This window comes from Streptomyces sp. NPDC053474 (assembly GCF_044544845.1).
GTDB lineage: Bacteria > Actinomycetota > Actinomycetes > Streptomycetales > Streptomycetaceae > Streptomyces.
On the sequence record NZ_JBITXV010000024.1, the window covers coordinates 57,733 to 83,194 of the forward strand.

Genomic DNA, 25,462 nt, shown 5'->3' on the forward strand with positions numbered 1-25,462 from the left:
CCCTGCGCTTCTTACGGTGATACCGCTTCTGTTGCCGCCGATTGGAGAAGGACGTTGCTCGTCTGAGGTCCTGAGACACCGCGTCACACAGCCGTTCCACCGCTGTGTGCGTCGCGTGCGACCTCGGCGTACGAGCCGTCCCGCCCCGGCACAGGGCCCTCCTTCCGTGTCCGGCCCCTTCCGGCCCGGCACGTCCGGCCCCCCGCGGTGTCTCACACGCGTTGCCCCCGTTCACACCACCGAGCAACCGCGAGGCCGTATGTCTACCGCCCCCACCCCTTCCATCACCGTGACGTCGCTGTCCTTCGCCTGGCCCGACGGCACCTCCGTCTTCGAGGGCCTCCAGGCCGCGTTCGGCCCCGGCAGGACCGGGCTCATCGGCCGCAACGGCTCCGGCAAGTCCACGCTCCTCAAGCTCGTGGCGGGCGAACTCGCCCCGGCCGAGGGCACCGTACGCACCGCCGACGACGTGGGCTACCTGCCGCAGAACGTCACCCTCGACACCGCGGCGCGCGTCGACGAGGTCCTCGGCATCGCCGGGACGCGCGCCGCCCTGCACGCCATCGAGGCGGGCGACGTGCGCGAGGAGCACTTCACCGCCGTCGGCGACGACTGGGACGTCGAGGAGCGCGCCCTGGCGACGCTCGACCAGCTCGGGCTCGGCCACATCGGCCTCGACCGCACCACGGGCGAGGTGTCCGGCGGCGAGTCGGTGCTCCTGCGCCTGGCCGCGCTGCTGCTGCGCGGGCCCGGCGTCCTGCTGCTCGACGAGCCCACCAACAACCTGGACCTGTACGCCCGGCGCCGCCTGTACGCGGCCGTCGACGCCTGGTCCGGCGTGCTCGTGGTGGTCAGCCACGACCGCGAACTCCTGGACCGCGTCGACCAGATCGCCGATCTGCGCGAGGGCGAGGTCACCTGGTACGGCGGGAACTTCTCCGCGTACGAACAGGCGCTGGCCGTCGAGCAGGAGGCGGCGGAGCGCATGGTGCGCGTCGCCGAGGCCGATCTGCGCAAGCAGAAGCGCGAACTGGCCGACGCCCAGGTCAAGCTGGCCAGGCGCAAGCGGTACGGCCAGAAGATGTGGGACCAGAAGCGCGAGCCGAAGATCGTCATGGGCAACCGCAAGCGGGCCGCCCAGGAGTCCGCGGGCAAGCACCGCGTCCTGCACGAGGAGAAGCTCGCCGAGGCCAAGGAGCGCCTCGACGACGCGGTCGAGGCCGTGCGGGACGACGACGACATCCGCGTCGACCTGCCCCACACGGCGGTGCCGCCGGGCCGCACCGTCCTCACCCTCAGCAATCTGACACTGCGTTACGGAGCGCGCGTACAGGGCGAGTTCGAGCTGCGGGGCCCGGAGCGGGTCGCGCTCGTGGGCCGCAACGGCGCGGGCAAGACCACGCTCCTGCGGACCATCGGCGGCGGCCTCGCGCCGGTCGGCGGCGAGGCGCTCGCCCACGTGCCGATGCGCTTTTTGCCGCAGCGGCTCGACGTTCTCGACGACGACCTGACCGTCGCCGAGAACGTGGCGCTCCAGGCCCCGGACGCGACCAACAACCGGGTCCGGGCCCGCCTCGCCCGCTTCCTGTTCCGGGGCGCCAAGGCCGACCAGCGGGCGGCGACCCTGTCGGGCGGCGAGCGGTTCCGGGCGGCGCTCGCGGCGCTGATGCTGGCCGAGCCCGCGCCCCAGCTGCTCCTGCTCGACGAGCCGACGAACAACCTCGACATGGCGAGCGTACGGCAGCTGTCCTCGGCCCTGGAGGCGTACGAGGGCGCGCTGATCGTGGCCAGCCACGACGTGCCGTTCCTGGAGTCGATCGGCATCACGCGCTGGCTGCTGCTCGACGGCGAGATCAAGGAGATCACGGGAAACCACCGGGAGAATCTGGAAATCCAGACAGAAGCTGTCGGGTATCCCGAATAGCTTCGGAGGTATGCACGCAGCTACCGAGCATGGCCACATCACCCTCACCGGCGCCCGCGAGAACAACCTGAAGGAGGTGAGCCTGCGCATCCCGAAGGGCAGGCTCACCGTCTTCACCGGCGTGTCCGGCTCGGGCAAGTCGTCGGTCGTCTTCGACACCGTCGCCGTCGAGTCGCAGCGCCAGCTCAACGAGACGTTCACCTGGTTCGTCCGCAACCGCCTGCCGAAGTACGAGCGGCCGCAGGCGGACGCCATCGAGGACCTGGCGCCCGCGATCGTCGTCGACCAGAAGCCGATCGGCGGCCATTCCCGGTCCACCGTCGGCACGATGACAGACATCTACTCGGTGATGCGGGTCCTGTTCTCGCGGCACGGCAGCCCGAGCGCGGGCCCGGCCACCGCGTACTCCTTCAACGACCCGAGCGGCATGTGCCCGGAGTGCGCCGGGCTCGGCCGCACCGTGCGGCCCGACTACGACCGCATCCTGGACCCGGCCAGGTCCCTGGCGGACGGCGCGGTCCTGTTCCCGCCGTTCGCCGCCGGGACCTGGCAGGGCCAGACGTACACCAACTCCCCCGACCTCGACCCGCACAAGCCGCTCGGCGACTTCACCGCCGAGGAGCGGCACTTCCTGCTGCGCGGGCATCCGGACAGCAGGAAGGTCAGCGTCGACAACACCGGCGGCGCCCGCGCCATCGGCTTCGAGGGCCTCGCCGACCGCTTCGAACGCCTCTACCTCCACCGCGACCTGTCGGCCCTGTCGCAGAAGACCCGCGACCTGGTGCAGGGCTTCCTCGTCGAGGACCGCTGCCCCGCCTGCGCGGGCGCGCGGCTCAACCCGGCGGCGCTGGCCAGCCGCATCAACGGCCTGAACATCGCCGACTGCGCCCGCATGGAGGTCACCGACCTCATCGCGGAGCTCGGCCGCGTCGAGGGCCCGGTCGCGGGCCCCGTCGCCCGGGCCGCCGTCGCCGCGCTCGAACGCGTCGAGGCGATCGGCCTCGGCTACCTCAGCCTCGACCGCGAGACGTCCACGCTCTCCGGCGGCGAGGGCCAGCGCCTGAAGATGGTCCGGCACCTCGGCTCCAGCCTCACCGGGATGACGTACATCTTCGACGAGCCGAGCGTCGGCCTGCACCCGCGGGACGTGGGGCGCCTGGGCGATCTGCTGCTGCGCCTGCGCGACAAGGGCAACACCGTCCTGGTCGTCGAGCACGACCCGGACGTCATCGCGATCGCCGACCACGTCGTCGACATGGGCCCGGGCGCGGGCACCCACGGCGGCCGGGTCGTCTTCGAGGGCACCCCGGACGAGCTGCGCGCCGCCGACACCCCGACCGGCCGCGCCCTGCGGCGCCCCGGGGGCGTGCAGGAGCAGCCGCGCGAGCCCGTCGGCGGCGCCTGGATCAAGGGCGCGGACCTGCACAACCTCCAGGACGTCAGCGTCCGCGTGCCCCTCGGCGTGCTCACCGTGGTCACCGGCGTCGCGGGCTCGGGCAAGAGCACGCTCGTCGCCGGGGTGTTCACCGCGCAGCACCCGGACGCCGTGGTCGTGGACCAGTCGGCCATCGGCATCTCGGGCCGGTCGACCCCGGCGACCTATCTGGGGGTCATGGACCGCGTACGGACCCTGTTCGCCCGGCACACGGGCACGGAGCCGGGCCTGTTCAGCTTCAACTCCAGCGGCGCGTGCGAGCGGTGCCAGGGCCGTGGCGTCAGCTACAGCGACCTGGCGTTCATGGACCCGGTGACGACGACCTGCGAGGAGTGCGCCGGGCGGCGGTTCAAGCAGGAGGTGCTCCGGCTGACCGTGGGCGGCCGCTCGATCGCGGACGTCCTGGACATGACCGCCGAGCAGGCCCTCGACTTCCTGGCGGACTTCCCCGACCCGGCGGTGCGCCGCCGCCTCGGCGCCCTGCGGGACGTCGGGCTCACCTATCTCACCCTGGGGCAGCCGCTGAGCACCCTCTCGGGCGGCGAGCGCCAGCGCATCAAGCTGGCCACCCAGCTGCACCGCACCGGGGCGACGTACGTCCTGGACGAGCCGACGACCGGTCTGCACATGGCGGACGTCGACGGGCTCCTCGCCCTGCTCGACCGGCTCGTCGACGCCGGGAACACCGTCCTGGTCGTCGAGCACAACCTGGACGTCGTCCGGCACGCGGACTGGGTCATCGACCTCGGCCCCGACGGCGGCAAGCACGGCGGCCGCGTGGTCTTCGAGGGGACGCCGCGCGAACTGCTCGCCGCCGAGGGGTCGTTCACCGCGGAGCACCTGCGGCGGGCGGTGGCCGCGTAGGCCGTCACCGCGGCCCGGTGGCCGCCGGGCCGCGGCGCGGGCTCACTTGCCGGTGAGGGAGATGGCCAGGTCCGTGATGTCCACGGCGGGGAACCGGCCGATGAGCTCGGTCTCGCCGGTGAACAGGTTGACGTTGTAGAGGCTGGACTTCACCGTGCCGGACGGCGGGCCGAGGATGGCGAAGCCCGCGTTCGCGACCGTCTTGCCGCCCGAGAGGGTGCTGTAGACGTCGAGGCCCGCGTTGGGCCCCGCGTCGACGCCGAGGGAGCCGACCGGCGACAGGGTGCCGTTGTTGGCCGGGGCCTGGACGACCAGCTGGTCCAGCTTGGTGTCGATGTCGAACAGGAGGGTGCCGGTGGCCCCGTTCAGGTCGTTGTTCGTGTACGCGGCCGCGCTGACACCCCGCGTCCACCCGGTTGCGGGCGGGGTGGTGAGGACCGCGTCCTCGACCGTGGTGTGGTCATTCAGGTTGTGCCGCAGGTTCTGGCCGTTGTCGCTGATCACGCGGAGCCGGTCGGCCGCCGGGTTGAAGTCGACACCGAAGTGGGTGCCGTACAGGTCGAACTGGAGCTGGGAGACCTTGGTGGCGGTCGGCTCCGGGACCTCGGGCGGCCACTTGAACGTGTAGATCCCGCCCTTGTCGCCGACCCCGTACAGCTGGCCGTCCTGGACGCGGAAGTCGATGCCGACCACCTTCTGGTCGCCCTTGAGGCCGGTGATGTCCCGCACCCAGTCAAGGCGCTGCGGATTGTCGGTCTTGAACGCGGCCATCGAGAGGCCGTCGCTACTGATCCCGTACGCCTGCAGGCTGGGGGTGGCGGCGGGCGCCGCCGAGCCGGTGCCGGGCGCGCTCATCACGAGCGCGGTCGACGCGGTGAGGAGTGCGACGGCCGCCGCGAGTCTCCTTCTGCCGTGCGTTCTGCTGCGTATCTTCATCGGTGGTTCCCTCCCGTTGTTGCCGGAATACGTCATGGGGCACATGCGAGGTGTTCCGATCGCCACGGTGCTTCCCCCACGGGTGGGTGCGCGGTTCCCATTAAGCCCAGGTCACCGGGGGTCGACAAGCGCTTGCCGGGACAAGGGCGCCCCGTTCGCGGAACTTTGCGCGGGGTGACAAACGGCCGCCCTCCTCCCCGGCCGGAATGTGTGCGAGGTGTGAACGCCGACCGGATTCCCCCTGTCGGGCCCTGCGCGCGCGGTGGCATGCTCGCGGCCATGGGGAGCCTCTTCGCCGAGCTGGCCCGGCAAGCGGCGAACAGCGCGCGCCGGGAGGTAGAGGCGTACACGCGCGAGATCCCGGAGTTCGCCTCCCTGGACGCCGACACGCGCGCGCGGGCCGAGACGCTGGAGTACGCGGTGTGGCTGCGCCGCCGGACGCTCGAACTGTCCCCGGGCAACACCGCGTTGACGGCGGGCGACCTGGCCGACATCGCCTCGATGGGTGAGCTGCGGGGCGGCTCGGGGATGTCCCTGGAGTCACGGCAGCGGGTCCTGCGCCTGCACACCGCGCTGATGCTGCGCGAGATCAACGAGGCCGTCGAAGCGCAGCGCGGCGGCGGCGCCGAGGAGCTCCTGCGGATGATGAGCTGGTTCGCCCCGCAGGGTGAGCGCGGCATCGCCGCCTACTGCCAGGGGTTCGTGACCGCCCTGAGCCGCCGCCTGCCGTACGTCGAGCAGGTCGCCCTGCTCGCCAGGACGCTCCTCGCCGACGACCCCATGGCGGCGGAGCTCGCCGCGGCCGTGGACATGGAGCTGCCCGGATCCTTCGCGGTGACGGTGATCCGGGTGCCGCACGGGGCCGGGGGCCACCACGGCCCGGAGCGCGAGGTCGAGGCGCTGGTGAAGACCCACCGGGTGCCGATGGTGTGGTGCCCGGCGGGCGACGGGGGCGGCGAGCTGATCGCGCTGGTCCCCGACACCGACACTGACGCGGACTCGGGTGCACGCGGTGTGACCGGCCGCGCACCCGATCACCTCCCCGGGCTCGCGTTCGACCCCGTGCCCGACCTCGCCCTCGACCTCGTGCGGGACTTCGCCGGAGCCGTCGGCCGCCCCTGCGCCGCGGGCACCGCCACCGCGCCGGTCGCGGAGCTCGCCGACGCCCTGGAAGGGGCCCGGCGCATCAGTCGGGCAGCCCCTCTGCGCCGGGCGACCGCCCGGCTGCGGCCGCACACCGCGGCGGACGTGTTCGTCGAACTCGCCGTCGTGGACGTGCCGTTCGTGGACTCCTGGCTCGCTACAGTGGCCCGGCACCTCGAACCCGGACCGGACCTCGTCCTCACTCTCGACGCCTACTACCACCACGACATGGACCGGGGGGCCACGGCGGCCGCCCTCAACGTGCACCCCCGCACCCTCGACTACCGCCTTCGCCGGGTACGGGACCTCACCGGTCTCGCGCCGGGCTCCACGCGGGGCGTACGGGTCCTCAGCGCGGCCGTCACCCGACGCCTGGCGGTGCGCTGAGACCACCGTCACTCTTTACCGCGGGCTTAACCTACGGGAACGTAACCTACGATTCCGTAGGTAACCTCGCTCGCGGCACCCCCGTGCCGCCCCCTTCCGTCCCCCTCCCCCTCCCCCCTGGAGCACCCGTGACGCTCACCTCTCCCCACCTCGCCAGCCCGGACACCTGGACCGACGCCCGGTTGCTGTACGCGCTGGAGGAAGTGGTCGAGCAGGAGCTCAACCGCCATCTGAAGGTCGCCAAGGACTGGATGCCGCACGAGTACGTGCCGTTCTCCGACGCGCGGAACTTCCCCGGCCAGTTCGAGGACGGCGAGGCCTGGGCGCTCGGGCAGTCGCCCGTCACCGACGTCGGGCGCATCGCCCTCGTCGTCAACCTCCTCACCGAGGACAACCTTCCGAGCTACCATCACGAGATCGCCACGCTCTTCGGGCGCGACGGGGCCTGGGGCACCTGGGTGCACCGCTGGACAGCCGAGGAGGGCCGCCACGGCATCGTGATGCGGGACTACCTCCTGGCCTCCCGCGCGGTGGACCCGGACGAGCTGGAACGCTTCCGCATGGCACACATGAGCGAGGGGTTCGAGTCGGACAACCGGCACTCGATGCTCCACTCCGTCGCGTACGTGGCCTTCCAGGAGCTGGCCACCCGCATCTCCCACCGCAACACCGGGCACCAGTCGGGCGACCCGGTCTGCGACCGGATGCTGGCGCGCATCGCCACCGACGAGAACCTGCACATGGTCTTCTACCGCAACCTCCTCAGGGCCGCCTTCGAGCTCGCGCCCGACGCCACGATGATGGCCGTACGGGACGTCGTCGTCGGCTTCCGCATGCCCGGGCACGGCATTCCCGGCTTCGAGCGGGCCGCCGCGAAGATGGCCATCGGCGGGGTGTACAACCTCCGCATCCACCACGACGACGTGCTGCAGCCCGTCCTTCGCTTCCTCAAGGTCATGAGCATTCCCGGGCTCGGCCCGGAGGGGGTGCGGGCCCAGGAGGAGCTCGGGCTCTTCCTCGACGGGCTCGACGGGGAGGCGCGGCGCTTCGACGAGCGGCTGGCTGCCCGCCAGGCACGCATCGAGGCCAGGGCCGGAGCCAAGCCCCAGGCCTGAGCCCGGCCCCAGCCCCACCGCCACCGCGCCGGGCCTTCTTCCCCACCCGCCCATACCGCCCCGGGCCTTCTCCCCCGCCCACCCACCCGTACCGCCCCGGCCTTGCGTCCGGCCCGACGCGCCGCGCTGCCGCCGGGCGAACGGCCCCGCCGCTACCGCGGCGGGTTCTTCCCACCCTCCCACCCGTATCGCCCCAGCCCTGCGGGCCCCAGCCCCGACGCTCCGCGCTGCGGGTGGGGCCGTGCCTGTGCCCTGGCGGGGGGGGCGGTGGGCGGGACCACCCCGGGCGCGTGGGCGGTGCCGTGCCTGTGCCCTGGCGGGCGGGCGGTGGGCGGGACCGCCCCGGCCGTGGGAAGTGGCCCCGGCGCTGGCCCGGGGCAGGGTGGGCCGGACCGTGTGCCCCCCCTGCTGTGGGCAATCGTCCCGCAGGGCGGGACGGGTGGGCACAGTCCCAGGTGCCGACCAACCGTTGAAGCAGGGGCCCCAGCGCCAGGGGCCGCCTCCAGTGCCGCCCCGCCTGGAGGGCAGGGGCGCAGCCCCAGGTGCCGTCCCGTGCTGGGGAGCCAGGGCGCAGCCCCAGGTGCCGTCCCGTGCTGGGGAGCCAGGGCGCAGCCCCAGGTCCGCCGGGCCCGTGGCGCGGCTACGGCAAGGTCACCGCCAGCGCCGCGTCCCTGGTGTCGGGGAGGGCATGGCGGCGCAGAGCCGTGAGGAGGTCGCGCCACGGCGGGGGCCAACCCGTGCGGGAGCCCAGGGTCTGGGCGAGGGAGACGGCGAAGAGGGGCCGGGCGGGGCCGGGGCCCGCGGCCAGGGCCCGGGCCACGGGCAGCAGGGCAGCCCCGGCGACGGAGGCGTCCACCCCGGCCAGGCGCTCCGCCAGGGCCCGCGCGGTCGCCCCGGCAAGGACGGGCCGCCCCTCGTGCAGCTCAGCGACCCGCTCCAGCGCAGCCCCCACCCCCACCCCGCCGACCTCCACCGCGGCCACCAGCAACCGCACAGCCTGCGGCCTGAAGTCCTCGTACGCGGCGAGGAGTTCCCCCGCGCGCCGGGCCACCGACCGCCCCGCCACCCCCTGCCGCGCCACGAGCCGCGCGACCACGTGCTCGACCCGCCGCCGGGCGCCGAGCCCCGCGTCCCCGGGCACGGCGGCCAGCGAGGCGAGCGCCCGGCACAGGGCCTCGTCGCCGCCGACGGCCGTGACCGCCGCCGCGACCAGGCCGTCCGCGGCCGCCTGCCACACGGCCCGGCCCCGCTCCAGATCCGCGCAGGCCGCGCCGAGCACCTCCGCGGCCCCGGCCGACCACGGCGCCCACCGGGGCAGTGCGCCGAAGGCGAGGATCGCCGTCTCGGAGGCGTCGGCCGCGCCCACGTCGCACACGAGGCGCGCGTACCGCTCCCGGTGCGCGGGCGCGACGTCCAGGGGCGCCATCCGCAGGACGGCGAACCGCGACGCGGGCTCGCCCCGCACGGCGTCGGCGAGCAGTTCCCCCACGGGCGCCTCGCCGAGCAGCCCGCCGCAGGACGCCACGCACGCGGCCCGCACGTCCGGGTGGGCGCCCGGCACCCGGTACGCCTCCCGCAGCAGCCCGGCCGCCACCGCCGCGGGAAGGCGCGTGGCCGCGAGCCGGGCGGCCTCCTTGCGGCTGGTGACCTTGGCCCCGGGCCCGGTGAGGACCTCGCGCAGCGGCCCGGCGAGGAGCGAGGGCGCCGCGTACCGGGAGGCCCGGCCCGCCGCGTACACCGCGACCCGCGCCCGCTCGTCGCCCGCGTGCGCGAGCAGCACGGGCACGGCGTCGCCGGGCCGGTCCGTGTGGGCGAGCGCGGCGAGGCCCGCCTCGGCGAGGCGTACGTCGGCGGCCGCGCTCCAGAGCCGGGCGAGGTCCGCCCCGGCGCCCGGCACGGCCGCGCAGCGGGCGAGCGCGGCGGCGCGCTCCGCGAGCGGCAGCTCCTCGTCGGCCACGGCGGCCCCCAACTGCCGTACCCACGCCTGCTGTTGCCGGGGTGTCCAGCGCCGCACCGCCCAGGGCGCGGCGCGCAGCGTCCAGGCGGACCCCGCGACGAGGAAGCGGCCGTACGGCGGCCGCGTACCGAGCAGCGGGTCGAGCAGGTCGGTGCGGCGGTGGGTGAGCACGGTGCGCACGGGGTCGAGGGCGGCCGCCGAGGGCTCCCGGGCGAGGACGCGCGCGACGCGGTCGTCGCGCGCGGCCGAGGTCGGGGCGGCATCGAGCCACAGGCCGATCGCCGTGGCCGCCGTGGGGTTGTCGCCGCTCCGGATCGCCCGCCACAGCAGGTCCTGGAGCGCGGCCATGCCCCGCGCGCGGCGCCCGACGGCGCGGGCGAGGGCGAACGCCAGGCCGTAGTCCGCCTTCTCCGCGCCCGCCTCGATCCAGGCCCGCAGCGCCTCGTACACCGCGTGTTCCTGACCGCGCCGCAGCGCCCGGTCGAGCCGCCCGAAGTCGGCGCGCCCGGTGCTTCCGGTCAGGAGGGTGAGGGTGCGAAGGCCCCAACCCACCAGCTCGGTGCGGGGGTTGGCGGCGTGCTCGCGCAGCACGGCGAGCGCGAGGGAGCTGAGCGCGTCCCTGGTGTCGTACGAGCAGTCGCGCGCGGCCACGGCGTCGGCGGCGATCCGGTCGAGATGCGGCACGGCGTCGGGGGTGAGCAGCGCGGGCCGCACGGTGGAGAGGGCGTACAGGGCCTCGGAGCGCACCGGGTCCTGTTCGTTGGCGAGGCGCCCGGCCATGTCCCGTACGACGAGGGCGACTTCGGCCGCGTCGCGGGAGCGGGCCGCGTTGCGGACGAGGAACGGCCAGGCCTCGGCGCGGTCGTCGGCGACGGGGCGGCGGGTCGCGGCGACGAGGCGCTCGCGGACCTCCGCGCACGGCAGATGGGACTCGGCGGCGAGCACGGTGGTCCAGTAGGCGCCCTCCGCGCGGGCCCGGGCGGCGACGCGGCGGGCCGCCTCGGCGGCGGCGTGGCGCGGCAGGACGTCCCACAGGGCGCTGTCGACGGTGGCGGTCCCGGGCCCGCGGCCCTCGACGGCAGCCGCGTACAGCGCGGGCCGGGCGGCGGGCGGGTGCGCGGCGAGCAGCAGGGTGAGGGCGGCGGAGTCGTCGGCGATGGAGCGGGCGTAGGCGGTGAGGCCGGGGCCGCCGTGCCGGGCGAGGCGGCGCAGCACGGACCGGGTCAGTCGGCCGCTGCGGCGGAGTGCCGCGCCCCACTCGCCGGTGAGGAGCCGTAGCACCCGGTCGGGGGCGACAGCGGCGAACACCCCTATGTGCGCCGCGAGTTGGCCGGGGAAGCGGGTCGGCGCGTACCGCTCCAGGAGGTCGAGCGCGCGCGGCGCATCGTGTGCCGCTCCCGCCGCCACGGCCGCCCCGCACCGCTCCCAGCAGGCGTCGCGCAGGGCGTCGGGCGCGGCGGCGAGCTCGCGCGTGACGACGTCGAGCAGGACGCCGTGGTGCCGCTTGGCAAGGGCGCTCAAGGAGCGTACGGCGTACAGGACTTCGGGCAGCAGGCGGACCACCACGTCGGCGGAGCAGCCGGGGAGGAGACGGGCCGCCTCGGCGTCGCCCCAGTCCCGCCGGACGCCGTCGACGAGCCGGTCGGCGAGGGCGGTGCGGTGCCCGGCGGCGAGCGCGCGCAGCAGTTGGCGGCGCACGGCCTGGGGCGCGTCGGCGAGCGCGGCCTCGAAGGCCGTGTCGGGCACGCCCACGGCGTCGGCGGCGCGCAGGGCGTGGCCGCGGACGAACGCGTCGGGGTCGGCGAGGCGGGCCGCGATCCACGCGGTGTCCCCGGTGATGGCGGCGAGCAGCACCGCGACGCCGCGTTCGTGGGCGCGGCCGGGCACGAACGGGCCCGTGCTGTCGCGTCCCCGCCGGGCGCGGCCCCAGCGGCGGCCGGACCCGGGCGCGGCCGCGCCGCCCTCAAGGGCCGGGAGCCACTCCCGCACCTCGCCACGGCGCGCCTGCCCGACGCGGGCCAGGTGCCGCATCCGTTCCGGATAGGGCAGCGGGTCGAGGTCGGCGAGCAGACGGGCGGCCTCGGCGGCCGGATCAGGGCGAGCCATGCGCCGATTCTGCCCGCCGCACCCGGCCGAACGTACCGATTTACGACCCACGGAAGCAGTGCCATGTTGGGCGGACAGACCCTGAGCGGCGGCCCTGGGAAGTGCGATGCGGTTCGGCAGCGCCCCGAAGGGGCGCGGGGCTGTGTCCATATGCGGCTCCGCCGCGTGGGCGCGACCAGCCACGACGGACCCGCGGGCGAGAGACGGCCCGGGGCCCATCGCGGTGCCCCCGGCGGAGCGCTCGGGCACAGAAGTCGGCCCCTGGGGGTGAAAAGGCGTGGCGCAGACACACGAGTGGATGTTCTACGAGGTCATGTGGCGCGGGTGGGCGGACCGGGCACGGGTGCCCCACCCCGTGCCGTGGTGGGCGCAGGCCGCGTTCCGGCGCTGGAGCGACGACTTCGACCAGGGCACGTACGCGTCGAAGGAGGCCGCCTTCGCCTCCAACGCCCTGTACCGCTACTGGCACATGGTGGGGGTGAAGGACCACCGCCAGGAGTCCCTGGTCGGCCAGGCGGGCGAGATCGAGCCGGTCTACGACAAGTACTGTCTGGCCTTCTTCCTGTACGACCCGGCGGCGGGCACCGTGCGGCTTCCGCAGCTGGCCGAGGGCGGCACGGTGGAGCAGCGCGTCGAGGCACCGCACCTGCCCGTCGTGGTGACGGCGTTCCGCTCGGCGGACGGCGTCGCGTACGAGCAGCGGACGTTCGCCACCGCGGTCGGTGCGCGGCAGCGGGACCTGGCGGTGACCCGGCTCGCGGTGCGCAGCCCGGACGGGCGCCCCCGCGAGGGCTGGCTGTGCGCGGCGGTGCTGCCCGCGGGGCCGAGCGGCTTCCAGCGGCACGACCGGCGCGGCGAGCAGCTCACCGACCGGCGCCTGACGTTCCTGCGGTACCTCCCGGACGAGGCGCGGGTGGAGACCAACAGCGGCTGGGGCCCGGTGTTCGACACCCCGCCGGAGCACTACGGCGTGTACGGCAACCCGGACTTCACGACCGACCCCGGGGCGTATCTGGTCCGCAGCCCCTTCCACGACCTGGTCACCGGCGGCGAGCTCAACGCGGCGCTCCAGGCGCAGGACCAGGTGGCGGGGTTGTGCAGCGCGGCGTTCGCGTGGCCGTTCCGGGTCGCGGGCGACGAGGTGTTCACTCTGGACGTGCGGCTTCCGGTCGACCTGTACAGCGGCGCGGACGACCTGGCGGAGCTGCGCGCGACGCCCGCCGCGGACCTGGAGGAGGCGAACCGGGCGTTCTGGACGGCGAAGCTCCTCGGCCAGGGCGTGCGGCCCGAGCTGCCGGAGCCCGTGGCGCACCTGGCGGACCGGTTCCGGCAGTGCCGGGCGCAGCTGCTCGTACTGTCCGACCACGGGGAGATCCACCCCGGCCCGACGGTGTACGACTCGTTCTGGATCCGCGACTCGTCGGTGGAGGCCACGGCGTGCTCGCTGGTGGGCGACACGGCCCTCGCGGAGCACCAGCTGGGCACGCACTACCCGCTGCGGTTCAACCGCGGCACGGGCCGGATCGGGCCGTGCGCCGAGTACGGCTTCTACGGCGGCCCGCACGAGAAGGACGACCGCGAGTGGGACAGCAACGGCCAGGCGCTGTGGGCGATCGGCCGCTTCGACCGCACGCGCGGCCGCGACGCCGCGTTCGGCGCGAAGCTGTACGCGCCGTACGTCGTGGACGCCGCGCGCTGGCTGCGCGACAACCGGGACCCGTACGGCCTGCTGCACAGCGGCTGGAGCGCGGAGCACCTCGGCGAGCGGGACAAGCCGCACTACTGGGACGACCTGTGGGCTCTGGCGGGCCTCTACGAGGCGGCCCGGCTCGCCGAGCGCCTCGGCACTCCCGAGGTGGCCGAACTCTGGGCGGCCTTCGACGACCTGAAGCGGGCCACGGCGGCCTCGATCCGCTGGGTCCTGGCCGAGCAGCGGCGGCGCGGCGACTGGGAGACGTACATCCCGACCGGGCCGGGTGACGTGGGGCGGCGCGACTCGACGATGATCGGCGCGGCGGCGTACTTCCATCCGCTGCGGCTGCACATGGGCGAGAAGCTGGGCGGCGACGTCGACCGGGCGGCGCGCTGGACGCTCGACACGATGTACGCGCGCTTCGTCACCGGCGGCTTCCGGCACGAGGCGGCGTGGAACGCGTACGGGCCGTATCTGACGACGCAGCTGGCGCACGCGTATCTGCTCGCCGGGGATCCAGCGCGGATGGACGCGCTGCTCGGCTGGACCGTGGCCGCCGCCTCGCCGCGCGCCGAGGGCCGGGCGGTGGCGCTCGGCGCCTGGAACGAGCAGCACGCCTTCCCCATCGCCTCCGACTACGGCGAGGTGCCGTACCGCCACTGGTACATGGGCGACATCCCGCACGGCTGGGCGGCGGCGGAGTATCTGCTCCTCGTCCGCGACATCCTCTTCTTCGAGGCGGACGAGGACCGCGACCCGCATGTGTACGTGGCGCCGGGTGTGCGCCCGCACTGGGTGCCGGACGGCGCGGCGGTGGCGGTCGGGGCGGCGCCGACGCTGTTCGGCGCCCCCTTCGGCTACCGGCTCGCGCACGACGCGGGCGAGCGCACGGTGACCGTGGACGTCACCGACGCGCCGGAGGGCGTGCGGTACGTCTATCCGTGCCGGTTCGGCCCGGTGCGGGCGGCCACGGCGGACGGGCGCGCCCTGCCGGTCGCGGGCGACGACGTGCACGTGCCCGCGGGCACGGAGCGGTTCACGGTCACGTACGGCTGACGAGCCGCGGCCGCGGCGGGGCGGGCCGCGGCCGGGCGCTCAAGCGGTGCGCGAGACCCTCTCACGCCGCAGGCTCTGCCGTTCCTTCTCGGAGAGCCCGCCCCAGACGCCGAACCGCTCGTCGTTGTCCAGCGCGTACGCGAGGCAGGCGGAGCGCATGTCGCACAGGCGGCAGATGCGCTTCGCCTCACGCACCGAGCTGCCGGGGTCGGGGAAGAAGAAGTCGGGTCCGGTCTGCGCGCACAGCGCCTGCTCCTGCCAGGCCAGTTCGGCTTCGGTCACCGTGGTGTCAATGTGCATGTGACGATCGTGGCCGACAGCGCGAAACAACCGATCAACGTTCGATCAACGAGGCGCACGGGCCCCCGGGGCACGGGGCGACCGACCGTTCGGCATGACCCACCGTACGGGCCCGCGCAAGGCGCCGTCGCACCTTTGCGCGCACCGGGCGCGTCGCGTGTCGCCTAGTCCTGCGCGGCCGTGAGGGGTTCCGTGGTGGGGGCCGGGGTCGGCTTCGGGCGTGGAGCGCTGCCGAACGTGCGGACCAAGGGGGATTCCACCCAGGTGAACAGGGCGTAGGCCACGGCGAGGCTCCCCGCGAAGCAGCCGATGAACGTGGCGAAGGCGGCGCCGTCCGACATGTCCTGGACCAGCCAGCGCTGGGCCGACACCAGGAACATCACATGCACCAGGTAGAAGGCGAACGACAGCTCGCCGAGCTTGACCATCACGCGCCCGCGCATCACCGAGCGGGTCCCGCGCACATCGGCCGTCGCACCGGCGACGACGAGCGGCGCGACCCAGAAGGCCGCCGTGCCGCCGACGCTGTAGAGGTACGGCACCTGCGCGTTGAGGAGGTAGCCGCCGAGCGCGAACAGCGCGGCCGGGACAAGGCCGACGCGCGGCACGGACCCGCCGAGGACGAGGCGCGCCACCACGATGCCGAGGACGAACTCGGCCATGCGGGTCACCGGGAAGAAGTACACGAACCACAGCTGCTCGTGGGTGAGGGGCTGGCCCGGCACCAGCGGGGTGCCGTCGATGACGTGCTGGGCGAAGAGCACCGCGAGCCAGGGGACGGCGACGAGCACCCCGGCCGCCACCCACAGGCCGCGCACCGAGAGGCGCCGCACCAGCGGAAGCAGGAACGGGAAGCTCAGATAGAAGAGGACCTCGCACGACAGCGACCAGGCCACCGGGTTCATACCGGTGAGGACCGGCAGCTCCGGCACCCAGGACTGGACGAGGAAGAGGCTGGTGAAGAACTTCTTCGCCTCGAACGGGTCGGACGCGAGCAGCATGATCACGACGGTGGCCGCGAAGGCGAGCAGATGGTTCGGGTAGACCTTGACCATCCGGCGCCGCCAGAAGCCCGGCACCGTGTCGCGCGGCCGTGCCGACCAGGTCAGGATGAAACCGCTCAGCACGAAGAAGAAACTCACGCTCGGCGTGCCCGCGTCCTTGAAGAGGTCGGTGAAGAACTCACCGGCGTCACCGCGCAGGAAATTCATCCCCGAGGTCCCGTGGAATGCGAAAACCGGCAGTGCCGCGATGAATCGCATCCCGCTCAGGGACGGAAGTCTGGACAGTTTTGGACGTACGGTGTCTGTGGCCATGGGAAATCCTCCGGTTGCTGCTGCCCCGTCGCGGGCACCACGTGCCCGTGGCGGGCCCGCCGGGCCCGCGCGTGCCGAACCGCGAGCACCCCTGCCGAGCAGGTCACCCGAGATCCTCAAGTCGTCCATAGAGGCTGACGGTTGAAGATCCCCGCCGCAAGATTTCCGGGCCTTTTCGCTGACCGGCCCCACCGATTTCCTGACCCGTGTACCGCCGACAGTACGGAGGGGCACAAGCGCGGGCCGAGCCCGGCTACCGCACGCGTTCGGCGAGGAATTCCTCCCAGGTGCGCTCGCCGACCGACGCGCCGTCGAGCGTGAGGTTCTCGCCCGCGCGGTAGGCGCGACCCGCCTTGCCAGGCATGCGGACCGGCATCAGGAGGCGGTGCTTGCCGCGCGCCTTCAGATAGCCGCGGTTCAGCTCGCCCATGCCGTACACCTTCGGCCCGGCCAGGTCGGCCACCAGGCCCGCCGGTTCGCCGAGCGTCAACTCGGCGAGCCGCGCGGCCACCTCCCGGGCGTCGACCGGCTGGAAGCGCAGTCCGCCGGGGACGGGGAGCACCGGCAGCTTCGCCATCTTCTCGGCCATGGTGAGCACGAGGTCGTGGAACTGGGCGGCGCGCAGCGTGGTCCACGGAATGCCCGACTCCGCCACGGCCCGCTCGGCCGCCAGCTTCGAGCGGAACCACCCGAGCGGCACCCGGTCCGCCCCGATGACCGAGATGTACACCAGGTGGCGCACCCCCGCCGCCCGGGCCGCCCGCACCAGGTGCCCGGCCGCCTCGGCGTCGCCCTTGGGGCCGCCCGCCAGGTGCAGCACGGTGTCGACCCCGGCCACGGCCTCCGCCACGCCCTCGCCCTTGACCAGGTCACCGGCGACGTACGTGATGCCGTCACCCGGCGCGTGGGCGTGCCTGCTGAGCACCCGCACCTCGTGCCCGGCCGTCCGCAGGAGCGGCACGACGAGCCGCCCGAGCGTGCCCGTACCACCCGTGACCAGGATCGATTCCGCCATGACTACTCCTCGCTCGTGGGGTCCGGGAGGGGTTCCCGGGCGCTGCCGCCGCATCGGCGGAGCTATCGCTATGACCCCTGGCGGGAGAGAAGTGTGACCGGGTGCGCGGAAATCTTTCGGCGAGACCCGCGGGACTCCCTCCCTCCGGCGTCACCGCCGTCCCTTGATCACGCCGATCCGCCGCGCCCGCGCCCCTGCGGCTACGCCGACTCCCGTCGCACCAGTTCCGTCGGCAGGACGACGCTCGCCGCGTGTCCGACGTCGGCGCCCCGCGGGCGTGCGCGGCTCTCGTCGGGGACGGGGCACCGGTCCTGCCCGCGCAGCAGCATGGCCGCCATCAGGCGGCCCATCTCCTCGATGTCCTGGCGCACCGTGGTCAGGGGCGGGTCGGCCTGCTCGGCCACGGGCAGCATGTCGTCGAAGCCGACGACCGCCACGTCGTCCGGTACGCGCCGCCCGGCCGCGCGCAGGACCCGCAGCGCACCGGCGGCCGACAGGTCGTTCGCGGCGAACACGGCGTCGACGTCCGGGCACCGGTCGAGCAGGTGCCGCATGGCGCGCTCGCCGCCCGCGGGCGTGAAGTCGCCCTCGGCGACGAGCCGCGCGGACCCGGCGGGAAGCACGTCCCGGAAGCCGTCGAGGCGGTCGGCCGCCGACGTCTGGTCGAGGGCCCCGGTGATGTGCGCGATGCGGGTGCGGCCGAGCCCGGCGAGGTGGCGCACGGCCGTGCGCGCGCCGCCGCGGTTGTCGCAGTCGACGTAGCGCACGCTGTCCTCGCCGCCCGTCCAGCCGGGGCGCCCGCCGAACACCGTGGGCACGCCCGCGCCGTTGATGATGACCGGCAGCGGGTCGTCCAGGTGCAGCGAGAAGACCAGGGCCCCGTCGACGTGGCCGCCGGACAGATAGCGGCCCACGCGCGCGTGGTCGGCGCGGCCCTCGGTGAGGAGCAGCACGAGCTGGACGTCATGGGCCGTCAGTTCCTTGCTGATGCCCCGCAGTTGGAGCGCGAAGAACGGATCGGCGAAGACCCGGGTCTCCGGCTCGGCTATGACCACGGCGACGGCGTCGTAGCGCCGGGTGACGAGGCTGCGGGCGGCGCGGTTGGGTACGTAGCCGAGTTCGTCCACGGCTCGTCTGACCTTCACGGCGAGGACTTCCCGCACCCCTGCCTCGCCGTTCACGACCCGGGACACCGTCGCGCGCGAAACGCCGGCCCGCGCGGCCACTGCCTCCAGGGTGGGACGCGCCCCTGCCTCGCTCACCTCGGAACTCCTCATCGGCGGTTGCCGATCAGAATAGCCGCGGCGGCTGCGCCCGGAGCGCGCCGGAACGGGCCCTCAGGCCGGTTCACGCCCCCCGCCGTCCCCCGTTTCGGCGAGGGTGCCGCGCGGTGCCGTGCCCCAGCGCAGGGCTCGCGTCTGGGCGGGGCAGGCGGGGATGACGTAGCTCGCGCAGGGCAAGAGAACCTCAGAACCCGGCAGTCCCACTCGCTGATCGGAGGCCCGCCGTGCTTGTCACCACTCCCCACGCGCCCGCGCCCGTCCCCGACCAGGTCCGGGAGCTCCAGGACCGCGTGGAGCAGCTCCAACAGGCCGTGCGCTCGCACGCGGTCATCGACCAGGCCATCGGGGTCGTCCTCACCGTCGGACGGATGACACCCGAGGAAGCCTGGGACGTCCTGCGCGAGGTCTCCATGCGCACCAACACCAAGCTGCGCACCGTGGCCCAGCACGTGCTGGCCTGGCCCCGGACCGGCGACCTGCCCGCGGTCCTGCGCGTCGAACTGGAACGCCAGCTGGCCCTGCGCAAGGCCGCCGCCGCGAGAACGTCCAGCGGGGCGTGGTAGCCGCGCCGCACCGCGGGGAACTCATCTTGTGAGCCTCTCAAGCACCCCGCCAAGGGAGTCCTCCCGCGTACTCCCCCGGTGCTTGATCGAGGAACGGGCCCCGCCGCAGAGGGAGGGAGCACCCCGAGGTGGGGCCCGCGCAGGCGTGCAGACACCGCGGCAGCCTGCCCGCCCCGACGCGGTGCCCATTCCACGCGGAACGGTCCTCCCTCACAGAGTTGCGCAGAACCCGTGAAGAGGAAGGCCCCTTTCCGGGGAACCCGCCAAGGCACCGGGCAGCCCTGATGCACCCGACGTACCCAGCCCGTGACGTCGGCCCACGGCACCCGGGCCAGCGAGCGGCCGATCTCAACGAATCCACCTAGTGATGGGCCCCGCCCGACTCCGCCTCGGCCCCCGCACGGGCATGGTGCGGCACATAGTCCGGAATCGTGCCGTCCGGCTTCTTCACCAGGAACAGCCCCACCATCCCCATGTCGGAGTGGCTCTGCACGTGGCAGTGGTACATCCACGCCCCCGCGCCGACCCCCTCTCCCGCGATCACCTGGAAGCCGAAGGAGTCCCCCGGTCCGGTGATCTTGTCGTCGAGGATCTGGCTGGGGTCGTCGGGCCCGGTCAGCAGGCCCGTGCGGTTGTCCGCCCAGCGGTGACCGTGGAGGTGGAAGGTGTGGTAGTACTCGCCGTGCGTGATCGACACGAACTCGACCCGGTCGCCCACGGTGGCCTCGAAGTCCGGGCCCGAGTGCGCGGGTTTGTTGTTGATCATCATGTCGTTGAAGACGATCACGCAGGTCCGGTCGGGCAGGACGTCGCCCTCGCGGCGCACGATCACCGCCCCGTAGAGGCCCTTGCGCAGGCCGCCGGTGCCGTGGTCGGTGCCGACCACGTGGTCGTGGTAGTGCCAGTACCCGGCGGTGCCGGGGCGCCAGGTGCCGTCCGTGCGGCGCCCGGGCACGTGCGTGCGCCAGGTGTACGTGCGCCTCTTGCCCGGCGCCACGTCTGACCTGGTGTGCTTGGTGCCGTCGCTGGAGATCTCGTAGTCCATGCCGTGGACGTGCAGGCTGACGGCGACGTCCGTGGTGTTCTCGAAGTCGACGTGCAGCGTGTCGCCCTCGTTGAGCTCGATCAGCGGGCCGGGCACGGAGGCCTTGCCGCGCTCCAGGCCGTAGCCCAGCTGCCCGTCGGGAAGCTTCTCGGCGTACATCGTGATGCGGCGCACCTCGCCGCCCGCCGGGGCCCTCCTGGGCGGCTTCTCGGCCGGTACCGCCTCGGGCGCCAGGGCCGACATCGATGTCACCCCGGTCGCCGCGACCGCTCCGCCCACCAGCATCCGTCGGTTGAAGCTCCGTCTGTCCATGCCGAACTCCCCCACTGCGGAACGGAAACTGACACTGCATCAGGCACGGTCGTGGCGCGCGAGGCACCGGATTCGGCCACACGCTAGCGGCAGCGCACCCGTTTCTCCACAGGCAGGACAAAGTTCGAGTGAAGTGCCGTCATAGCTCTTGGCTAGCCGTCGAAAGAGGGCTAGCTTCAACCGCGCTGTTGTTGTAGTCGCCGCAGTCGTGACCAACGAGGGGTCGGTGTTCTCATGCGGCTCACACCGCGCCAACAACCCTTACTCGCACGAGAGTTCGGCAGATCCAGGCACAGAGCCACCCGTCGCTCCTGGGCGGCGGCCATGGCCGCGGGAGCGCTCGCGGCCGGGGTCCTCTCCGGGCCCGCCGCGTCCGCGCGCCCCTTCCCCGAACCGCCCAGCGACGCCGAGGCGATGAAGACAACGATGTCACGGGCCCTGCCCGCGCCCCCCGGTGGCGCGAACGTGCGGGTCCTCGCCTTCTATGGATCCGCGGCCCCCGGGGACGAGTCACCGGTCGTCGACGCCGCCATCGCCGCGATCGAGAGGATCGGCCAGTCGGGCCCCACCGCCCAGCGGTTCACCGTGACGGCGACCGACGACGCGTCGGTGTTCACCGACGCGGGACGGCTCGGCACGTTCAACGCGGTCGCGTTCGTCACCGGCGGGGGCGACGTGCTCGACCCCGAGCAGGAGGCGGGCCTGGAGGCCTATATGGAGGCGGGCGGCGGCTTCCTCGGCCTGCACGACGCGGCCCGCGCCGAGCCGTACTCCAGCTGGTTCACGGGCCTGGTCGGGGCCCGTCCCAAGGACGAGAGCCCCGCGGCCGTGCAGCGCGCGACCGTCGAGGTCGGCGACCGGGTCAGCCCGGCCACCAAGGACCTGCCTCTGGAGTGGAAGCGCCCCGACAGGTGGCTCAACTGGGAGACCAACCCCTCGGGCGCCGTCCACACCGTGGCGCGGGTGCGCGAGAGCACGTACCAGCCGGGCGCGGGCGCGAACGGCTGGGACCACCCGGTCTCCTGGTGCCGTGACTACGACGGCGGCCGCTCCTTCTACACCGGCATGGGCGGCACGGCCGACGCGTACGACGAGACGGACTTCCGGGCGCATCTGCGCGGGGCCCTGCTGTGGACGACCCGTCTGGCGCGCGCCGACTGCAAGGCGGCCATCACCGACAATTACAAGGCCGAGCGTCTGACGCAGCCCAACAAGCCGGGCCAGAACGACCAGATCGGCGAGCCGCACGGCCTGGTGACCGCCCCCGACGGCACGGCCTTCTATATCGGCCGCGGCGGCGCCGACTCCTCGCAGCCCGTCGTCACCGACTGGAACAACCCGGACGTCGGCAAGGGCCGCGGCGAGATCCACGTCTACGACCCGAAGACGAAGCAGGTGACGCTCGCGGGCGCCGTGAGCGTCTTCGGCAACAAGGGCGGCGGCGGTGAGCTGACCAAGAACGAGGAGGGCCTGCTCGGCATCGAGCTCGACCCGCGGTTCGAGTCCAACGGATGGGTGTATCTGCACTACACCCCGCACGCCAGGATCAACCGCGAGACGCACATGGGCGAGCGCTACGTCTCCCGCTTCACCTACGACAAGGCGTCCGGAAAGCTCGCCATGGACAGCGAGAAGGTGCTCCTCAAGTGGCCCGTGCAGATCCACAGTTGCTGTCACGCGGGCGGCGGGATGGCGTGGGACTCCAAGGGCAACCTGTACATCGCGACGGGTGACAACAACTCGTCCGGCTCCAGCGACGGCTACTCCGGCAACAACCCGCAGCCGAACTTCAAGGGCGTCTCCTTCGCCGACGCCCGGCGCACGGCGGGCAACACCAACAACCTCAACGGCAAGATCCTGCGCATCCACCCCGAGCCGGACGGCACGTACACCCTCCCCGAGGGCAACCTCTTCACCGGCAAGGAGCCGGACGAGGGCGGCGGCAAGACGCGTGGCGAGATCTATGTGATGGGCGTCAGGAACCCGGCCCGCATCTCCGTCGACAAGAAGACCGACACGCTGTACGCGGGCTGGGTCGGCCCCGACGCGGCACAGCCGTCGACCACGTGGGGCCCGGCGAAGTACGACACGTTCGCCGCGATCACCCACGCCTCCAACCGGGGCTGGCCGTACTGCATGGGCAACAACCAGCCCTACCGCGACCGGAACGTGCCCGACCCGAGCAAGCCACTGGGCTGGTACGACTGCGAGAACCTGCGCAACGAGTCGCCGAACAACAACGGCCTGGTGAAGATCCCGCCCGCCGAGCCCAACACCATCTGGTACTCCCCGCAGGGCGGCGGCATCGACTACCCGCGCGACGCGAACGGCGTCCCGAGCTACAAGACGGAGGAGCAGAAGCAGCTCCTGCCGTGGCTCAAGGGCGGCGGCCAGGCGACGATGAACGGCCCGGTCTACCGCTACGACCCGGCGAGCACCAGCGCGGACAAGTGGCCCGCGTACTGGGACGGCAAGTGGTTCGTCGGGGACTTCTACGACGGCGACCAGCCGCGGCACGCGGTGCTCACCGACCCCAGGACGGTCGCCAAGGGCGGTCTGCCGGTGCACGCCGAGTCCCTCCGCAAGATCGTTCCGGTGGGCAACGACCGCATCAAGAACCTCATGGACTGGAAGTTCGCCCCCGACGGCTCGCTGTACGTCCTCGACTACGGGCGCGGCTTCTTCACCTCGGACGCCAAGTCCGCGCTGTGGCGCGTGACCTACACCGGCGGCGGGGCCACCCCGGCCGCGGGTGACCTGGCACGGAAGGCGGGACGATGAGAGCGGACGGCGGGGCGAGAAGGCCCGCTCGCAGACGGGCGCGGCCCGCGAGCGCCTGGGCGGCGCTGCTCGCGGCGTTCGCCCTGGTGCTCGGCCTGACCTCGGCGGCAGCGGCACGCCCTGACGGACCGGGCCCGCAGCAGCAGACCCTGACCTGGACCGCGGACAACGACATCAGCAAGTACACCTCGGCGCCGACGACGGCGGTCGCGGGCAAGGCCACGATCGTCTTCGAGAACAGCGTGGCGACCGGCAACACCACCGGCATGCCGCACACGCTGACCTTCGACGTCTCGGACCCGGAGTACAACAACGACGTCCCGCTGAACCTCCTCGCCAATCCGAACGACGAGAAGGGCGGCAAGTGGACCGCCGAGGTGACCCTCAAGCCCGGCCGCTACCGCTACTACTGCACGATCCCCGGGCACGGGGCGATGCAGGGCATCCTCGTCGTGACCGACGGCGGGGGCGGTGACACGACAGCCCCGGAGACCAAGGCCACGGTCGACGGAGCCACGAACTCCGAGGGCGCGTACGTCGGTTCGGCGACGGTCACGGTGACCGCCACCGACGAAGGGACGGGCGTCGACAAGGTCGAGTACGCCGTCGGGGCGGGCGGCGCCTGGCAGCCGTACACCGCGCCGGTGGTGGTGAACACGGTCGGCACCCACAAGATCCGCTACCGGGCCTCCGACAGGGCGGGCAACGTGGCCGCCGAGAAGGCCGTCGACTTCCGGGTCGTGGCGCCGCCGACCGACGACAAGACGCCACCCGAGACCTCGGCGACGGTCAGCGGCGAGCAGAACGGCCAGGGCCAGTACCTGGGCATGGCGACGGTCACCGTCACGGCGTCCGACGCGGGCTCGGGCCTGAACAAGGTGGAGTACGCGCTCGGCGACGGCGCCTGGACGACGTACACCGCGCCGGTCATGGTGCACGCGGTCGGCGCGCACAAGGTGCGCTACCGCGCGTCCGACAAGGCCGGGAACGTGGCCGCCGAGAAGGCGGTCGAGTTCACGGTGGTCGCGCCGCCGCAGGAGGACAGGACCCCGCCCGAGACCTCGGCAAAGGTCGAGGGCGACAAGAATTCCGACGGCGCCTACATCGGCCGGGCGAAGGTCACGGTGACCGCGACGGACGCGGGCTCGGGCGTCGACAAGGTCGAGTACTCCCTCGACGGCGGCCCCTACGTGACCTACGCCGGGCCCGTGGTGGCCGACCGCGTCGGGCGGCACACCGTGGCCTACCGGGCGAGCGACAAGGCGGGCAACACCGCGCCCGCGAAGTCGGTGTCGTTCACCGTCGACGAGGGCGGCGGGGTCCCCGGACCCAACTGCCCCGAGTACGACGAGCGGTTGACGGTGTTCGTGGGCACGGTCGACACGGGCATCCCGAACCGGGTCACCAACAACCGCTGCCGCATCGGCGAGCTGATCGAGGACGAGAAGGACTGGTCGTCGCACGCGCTGTTCCTGAAGCACGTCAAGACGGTCACGGACCGGCTGAAGCGGGCGGGCGAGATCGATCCGCGCGAGTACAACAAGATCAACGAGGCGGCGCAGGAGTCCGGCATCGGCGAGCCCGGCCAGACCGAGGGCTACCGCCCCCTCTTCGACGGCACGCAGAAGTCCTTCGCCAAGTGGAGCCAGGTGGGCGGCGGTTCGTTCGGCCTGAACGCCGACGGCTCGATGACCTCGGGCACCACGAAGAACGGGCTCGGCATGCTGTGGTTCCCCGAGCGCAAGTACGGCGACTTCTCGCTGAAGCTCCAGTGGCGGGACGACGCGCCCGGCTCCGGCAACGCCAACTCCGGTGTCTTCGTGCGCTTCCCGCAGGTGTACGACCATCCGGAGGAGTCGCGCCCGGAGTGGGTGGCCATCAAGTACGGCCATGAGGTCCAGGTCCTCGACCGGCCCGACGGCGACATGTACAAGACCGGGTCGGTGTACGGCTTCGACCGGGTCGGCCTCGCGGGCGCGGGCGTGACGCCCAAGGGCACCTGGAACGACTACGAGATCCGCGTGGTCGACCAGCACTACGCGGTCTACCGCAACGGCGTCCTGATCAACGAGTTCGACAACACCGGCGGCCAGGTCTTCGAGCCGCCGCGCGGCGACGACCCGGGCACGGACGGGCGGCGCTTCGCGTCCGGCTACGTGGGCCTCCAGGTCCACGGGGTCACCGACGTGGTGTCGTACCGGGACATCCGGATCAAGGAGCTGTAGGCGCCC

General features: G+C 73.2%; 15 protein-coding genes. 8 read left to right on the forward strand and 7 right to left on the reverse strand.

Features of this window, described 5'->3' with window-relative positions:
• Positions 1–259: 259 nt before the first annotated feature.
• Both ACIG3E_RS37905 and ACIG3E_RS37910 read left to right on the forward strand, forming a co-directional pair.
• Positions 260–1,924, forward strand: coding sequence for an ABC-F family ATP-binding cassette domain-containing protein (locus ACIG3E_RS37905; protein ID WP_399625110.1), 1,665 nt, complete (start codon positions 260–262; stop codon positions 1,922–1,924).
• Between the two features lie 10 nt (positions 1,925–1,934).
• Positions 1,935–4,223, forward strand: a complete 2,289-nt coding sequence (locus tag ACIG3E_RS37910; protein ID WP_399625112.1) for an ATP-binding cassette domain-containing protein — start codon at positions 1,935–1,937, stop codon at positions 4,221–4,223.
• Positions 4,224–4,265: 42 nt separating this feature from the next.
• Here ACIG3E_RS37910 and ACIG3E_RS37915 read toward each other — a convergent pair whose 3' ends face one another.
• Complete coding sequence (locus tag ACIG3E_RS37915; RefSeq protein WP_399625115.1) at positions 4,266–5,159, reverse strand: DUF4394 domain-containing protein; 894 nt, start codon at positions 5,157–5,159, stop codon at positions 4,266–4,268.
• Positions 5,160–5,438: 279 nt separating this feature from the next.
• Here ACIG3E_RS37915 and ACIG3E_RS37920 point away from each other — a divergent pair, with 279 nt between their 5' ends.
• Entirely contained in the window at positions 5,439–6,689 is a 1,251-nt protein-coding gene (locus ACIG3E_RS37920; protein ID WP_399625117.1) for a PucR family transcriptional regulator, read from the forward strand.
• Between the two features lie 128 nt (positions 6,690–6,817).
• Positions 6,818–7,804, forward strand: a complete 987-nt coding sequence (locus ACIG3E_RS37925; protein ID WP_399625120.1) for an acyl-ACP desaturase — start codon at positions 6,818–6,820, stop codon at positions 7,802–7,804.
• Between the two features lie 640 nt (positions 7,805–8,444).
• Here ACIG3E_RS37925 and ACIG3E_RS37930 read toward each other — a convergent pair.
• A complete protein-coding gene (locus ACIG3E_RS37930) occupies positions 8,445–11,867 on the reverse strand; it encodes a hypothetical protein (RefSeq protein WP_399625122.1) in 3,423 nt (1,140 codons plus the stop codon).
• Positions 11,868–12,144: 277 nt separating this feature from the next.
• Here ACIG3E_RS37930 and ACIG3E_RS37935 point away from each other — a divergent pair, with 277 nt between their 5' ends.
• Positions 12,145–14,616, forward strand: a complete 2,472-nt coding sequence (locus tag ACIG3E_RS37935; RefSeq protein WP_399625125.1) for a hypothetical protein — start codon at positions 12,145–12,147, stop codon at positions 14,614–14,616.
• Between the two features lie 39 nt (positions 14,617–14,655).
• Here ACIG3E_RS37935 and ACIG3E_RS37940 read toward each other — a convergent pair whose 3' ends face one another.
• The 4 genes from ACIG3E_RS37940 to ACIG3E_RS37955 all read right to left on the reverse strand — a co-directional run bounded on the left by ACIG3E_RS37940 (position 14,656) and on the right by ACIG3E_RS37955 (position 18,524).
• Positions 14,656–14,916, reverse strand: coding sequence for a WhiB family transcriptional regulator (locus tag ACIG3E_RS37940; RefSeq protein ID WP_030668194.1), 261 nt, complete (start codon positions 14,914–14,916; stop codon positions 14,656–14,658).
• 164 nt (positions 14,917–15,080) lie between these two features.
• Entirely contained in the window at positions 15,081–16,232 is a 1,152-nt protein-coding gene (locus tag ACIG3E_RS37945) for an acyltransferase family protein (protein WP_399625127.1), read from the reverse strand.
• A 253-nt stretch (positions 16,233–16,485) separates the two neighbouring features.
• On the reverse strand, positions 16,486–17,247 hold the full coding sequence (locus tag ACIG3E_RS37950; RefSeq protein ID WP_399625129.1) for an SDR family oxidoreductase: 762 nt from the start codon (positions 17,245–17,247) through the stop codon (positions 16,486–16,488).
• 200 nt (positions 17,248–17,447) lie between these two features.
• Positions 17,448–18,524, reverse strand: a complete 1,077-nt coding sequence (locus ACIG3E_RS37955) for a LacI family DNA-binding transcriptional regulator (protein WP_399625131.1) — start codon at positions 18,522–18,524, stop codon at positions 17,448–17,450.
• 230 nt (positions 18,525–18,754) lie between these two features.
• Between ACIG3E_RS37955 and ACIG3E_RS37960 the strand changes: the two genes are divergently transcribed.
• The gene (locus tag ACIG3E_RS37960; protein ID WP_399625133.1) at positions 18,755–19,093 is read left to right on the forward strand and encodes an ANTAR domain-containing protein; all 339 of its coding nucleotides are present in this window, start codon (positions 18,755–18,757) and stop codon (positions 19,091–19,093) included.
• 361 nt (positions 19,094–19,454) lie between these two features.
• On the opposite strand, the gene ACIG3E_RS37965 is transcribed toward ACIG3E_RS37960, so the two are convergent.
• Positions 19,455–20,450 carry a multicopper oxidase domain-containing protein gene (locus ACIG3E_RS37965; protein WP_399625135.1) on the reverse strand — a complete coding sequence of 332 codons (996 nt, stop codon included), beginning with the start codon at positions 20,448–20,450 and terminating at the stop codon, positions 19,455–19,457.
• Positions 20,451–20,774: 324 nt separating this feature from the next.
• Here ACIG3E_RS37965 and ACIG3E_RS37970 point away from each other — a divergent pair, with 324 nt between their 5' ends.
• Positions 20,775–23,231: a ThuA domain-containing protein gene (locus ACIG3E_RS37970; RefSeq protein ID WP_399625137.1), complete on the forward strand. Its 2,457-nt coding sequence runs from the start codon at positions 20,775–20,777 to the stop codon at positions 23,229–23,231.
• Complete coding sequence (locus ACIG3E_RS37975) at positions 23,228–25,456, forward strand: OmpL47-type beta-barrel domain-containing protein (protein WP_399625140.1); 2,229 nt, start codon at positions 23,228–23,230, stop codon at positions 25,454–25,456. The genes ACIG3E_RS37970 and ACIG3E_RS37975 overlap by 4 nt, the downstream gene beginning before the upstream one ends.
• Positions 25,457–25,462: the final 6 nt, after the last annotated feature.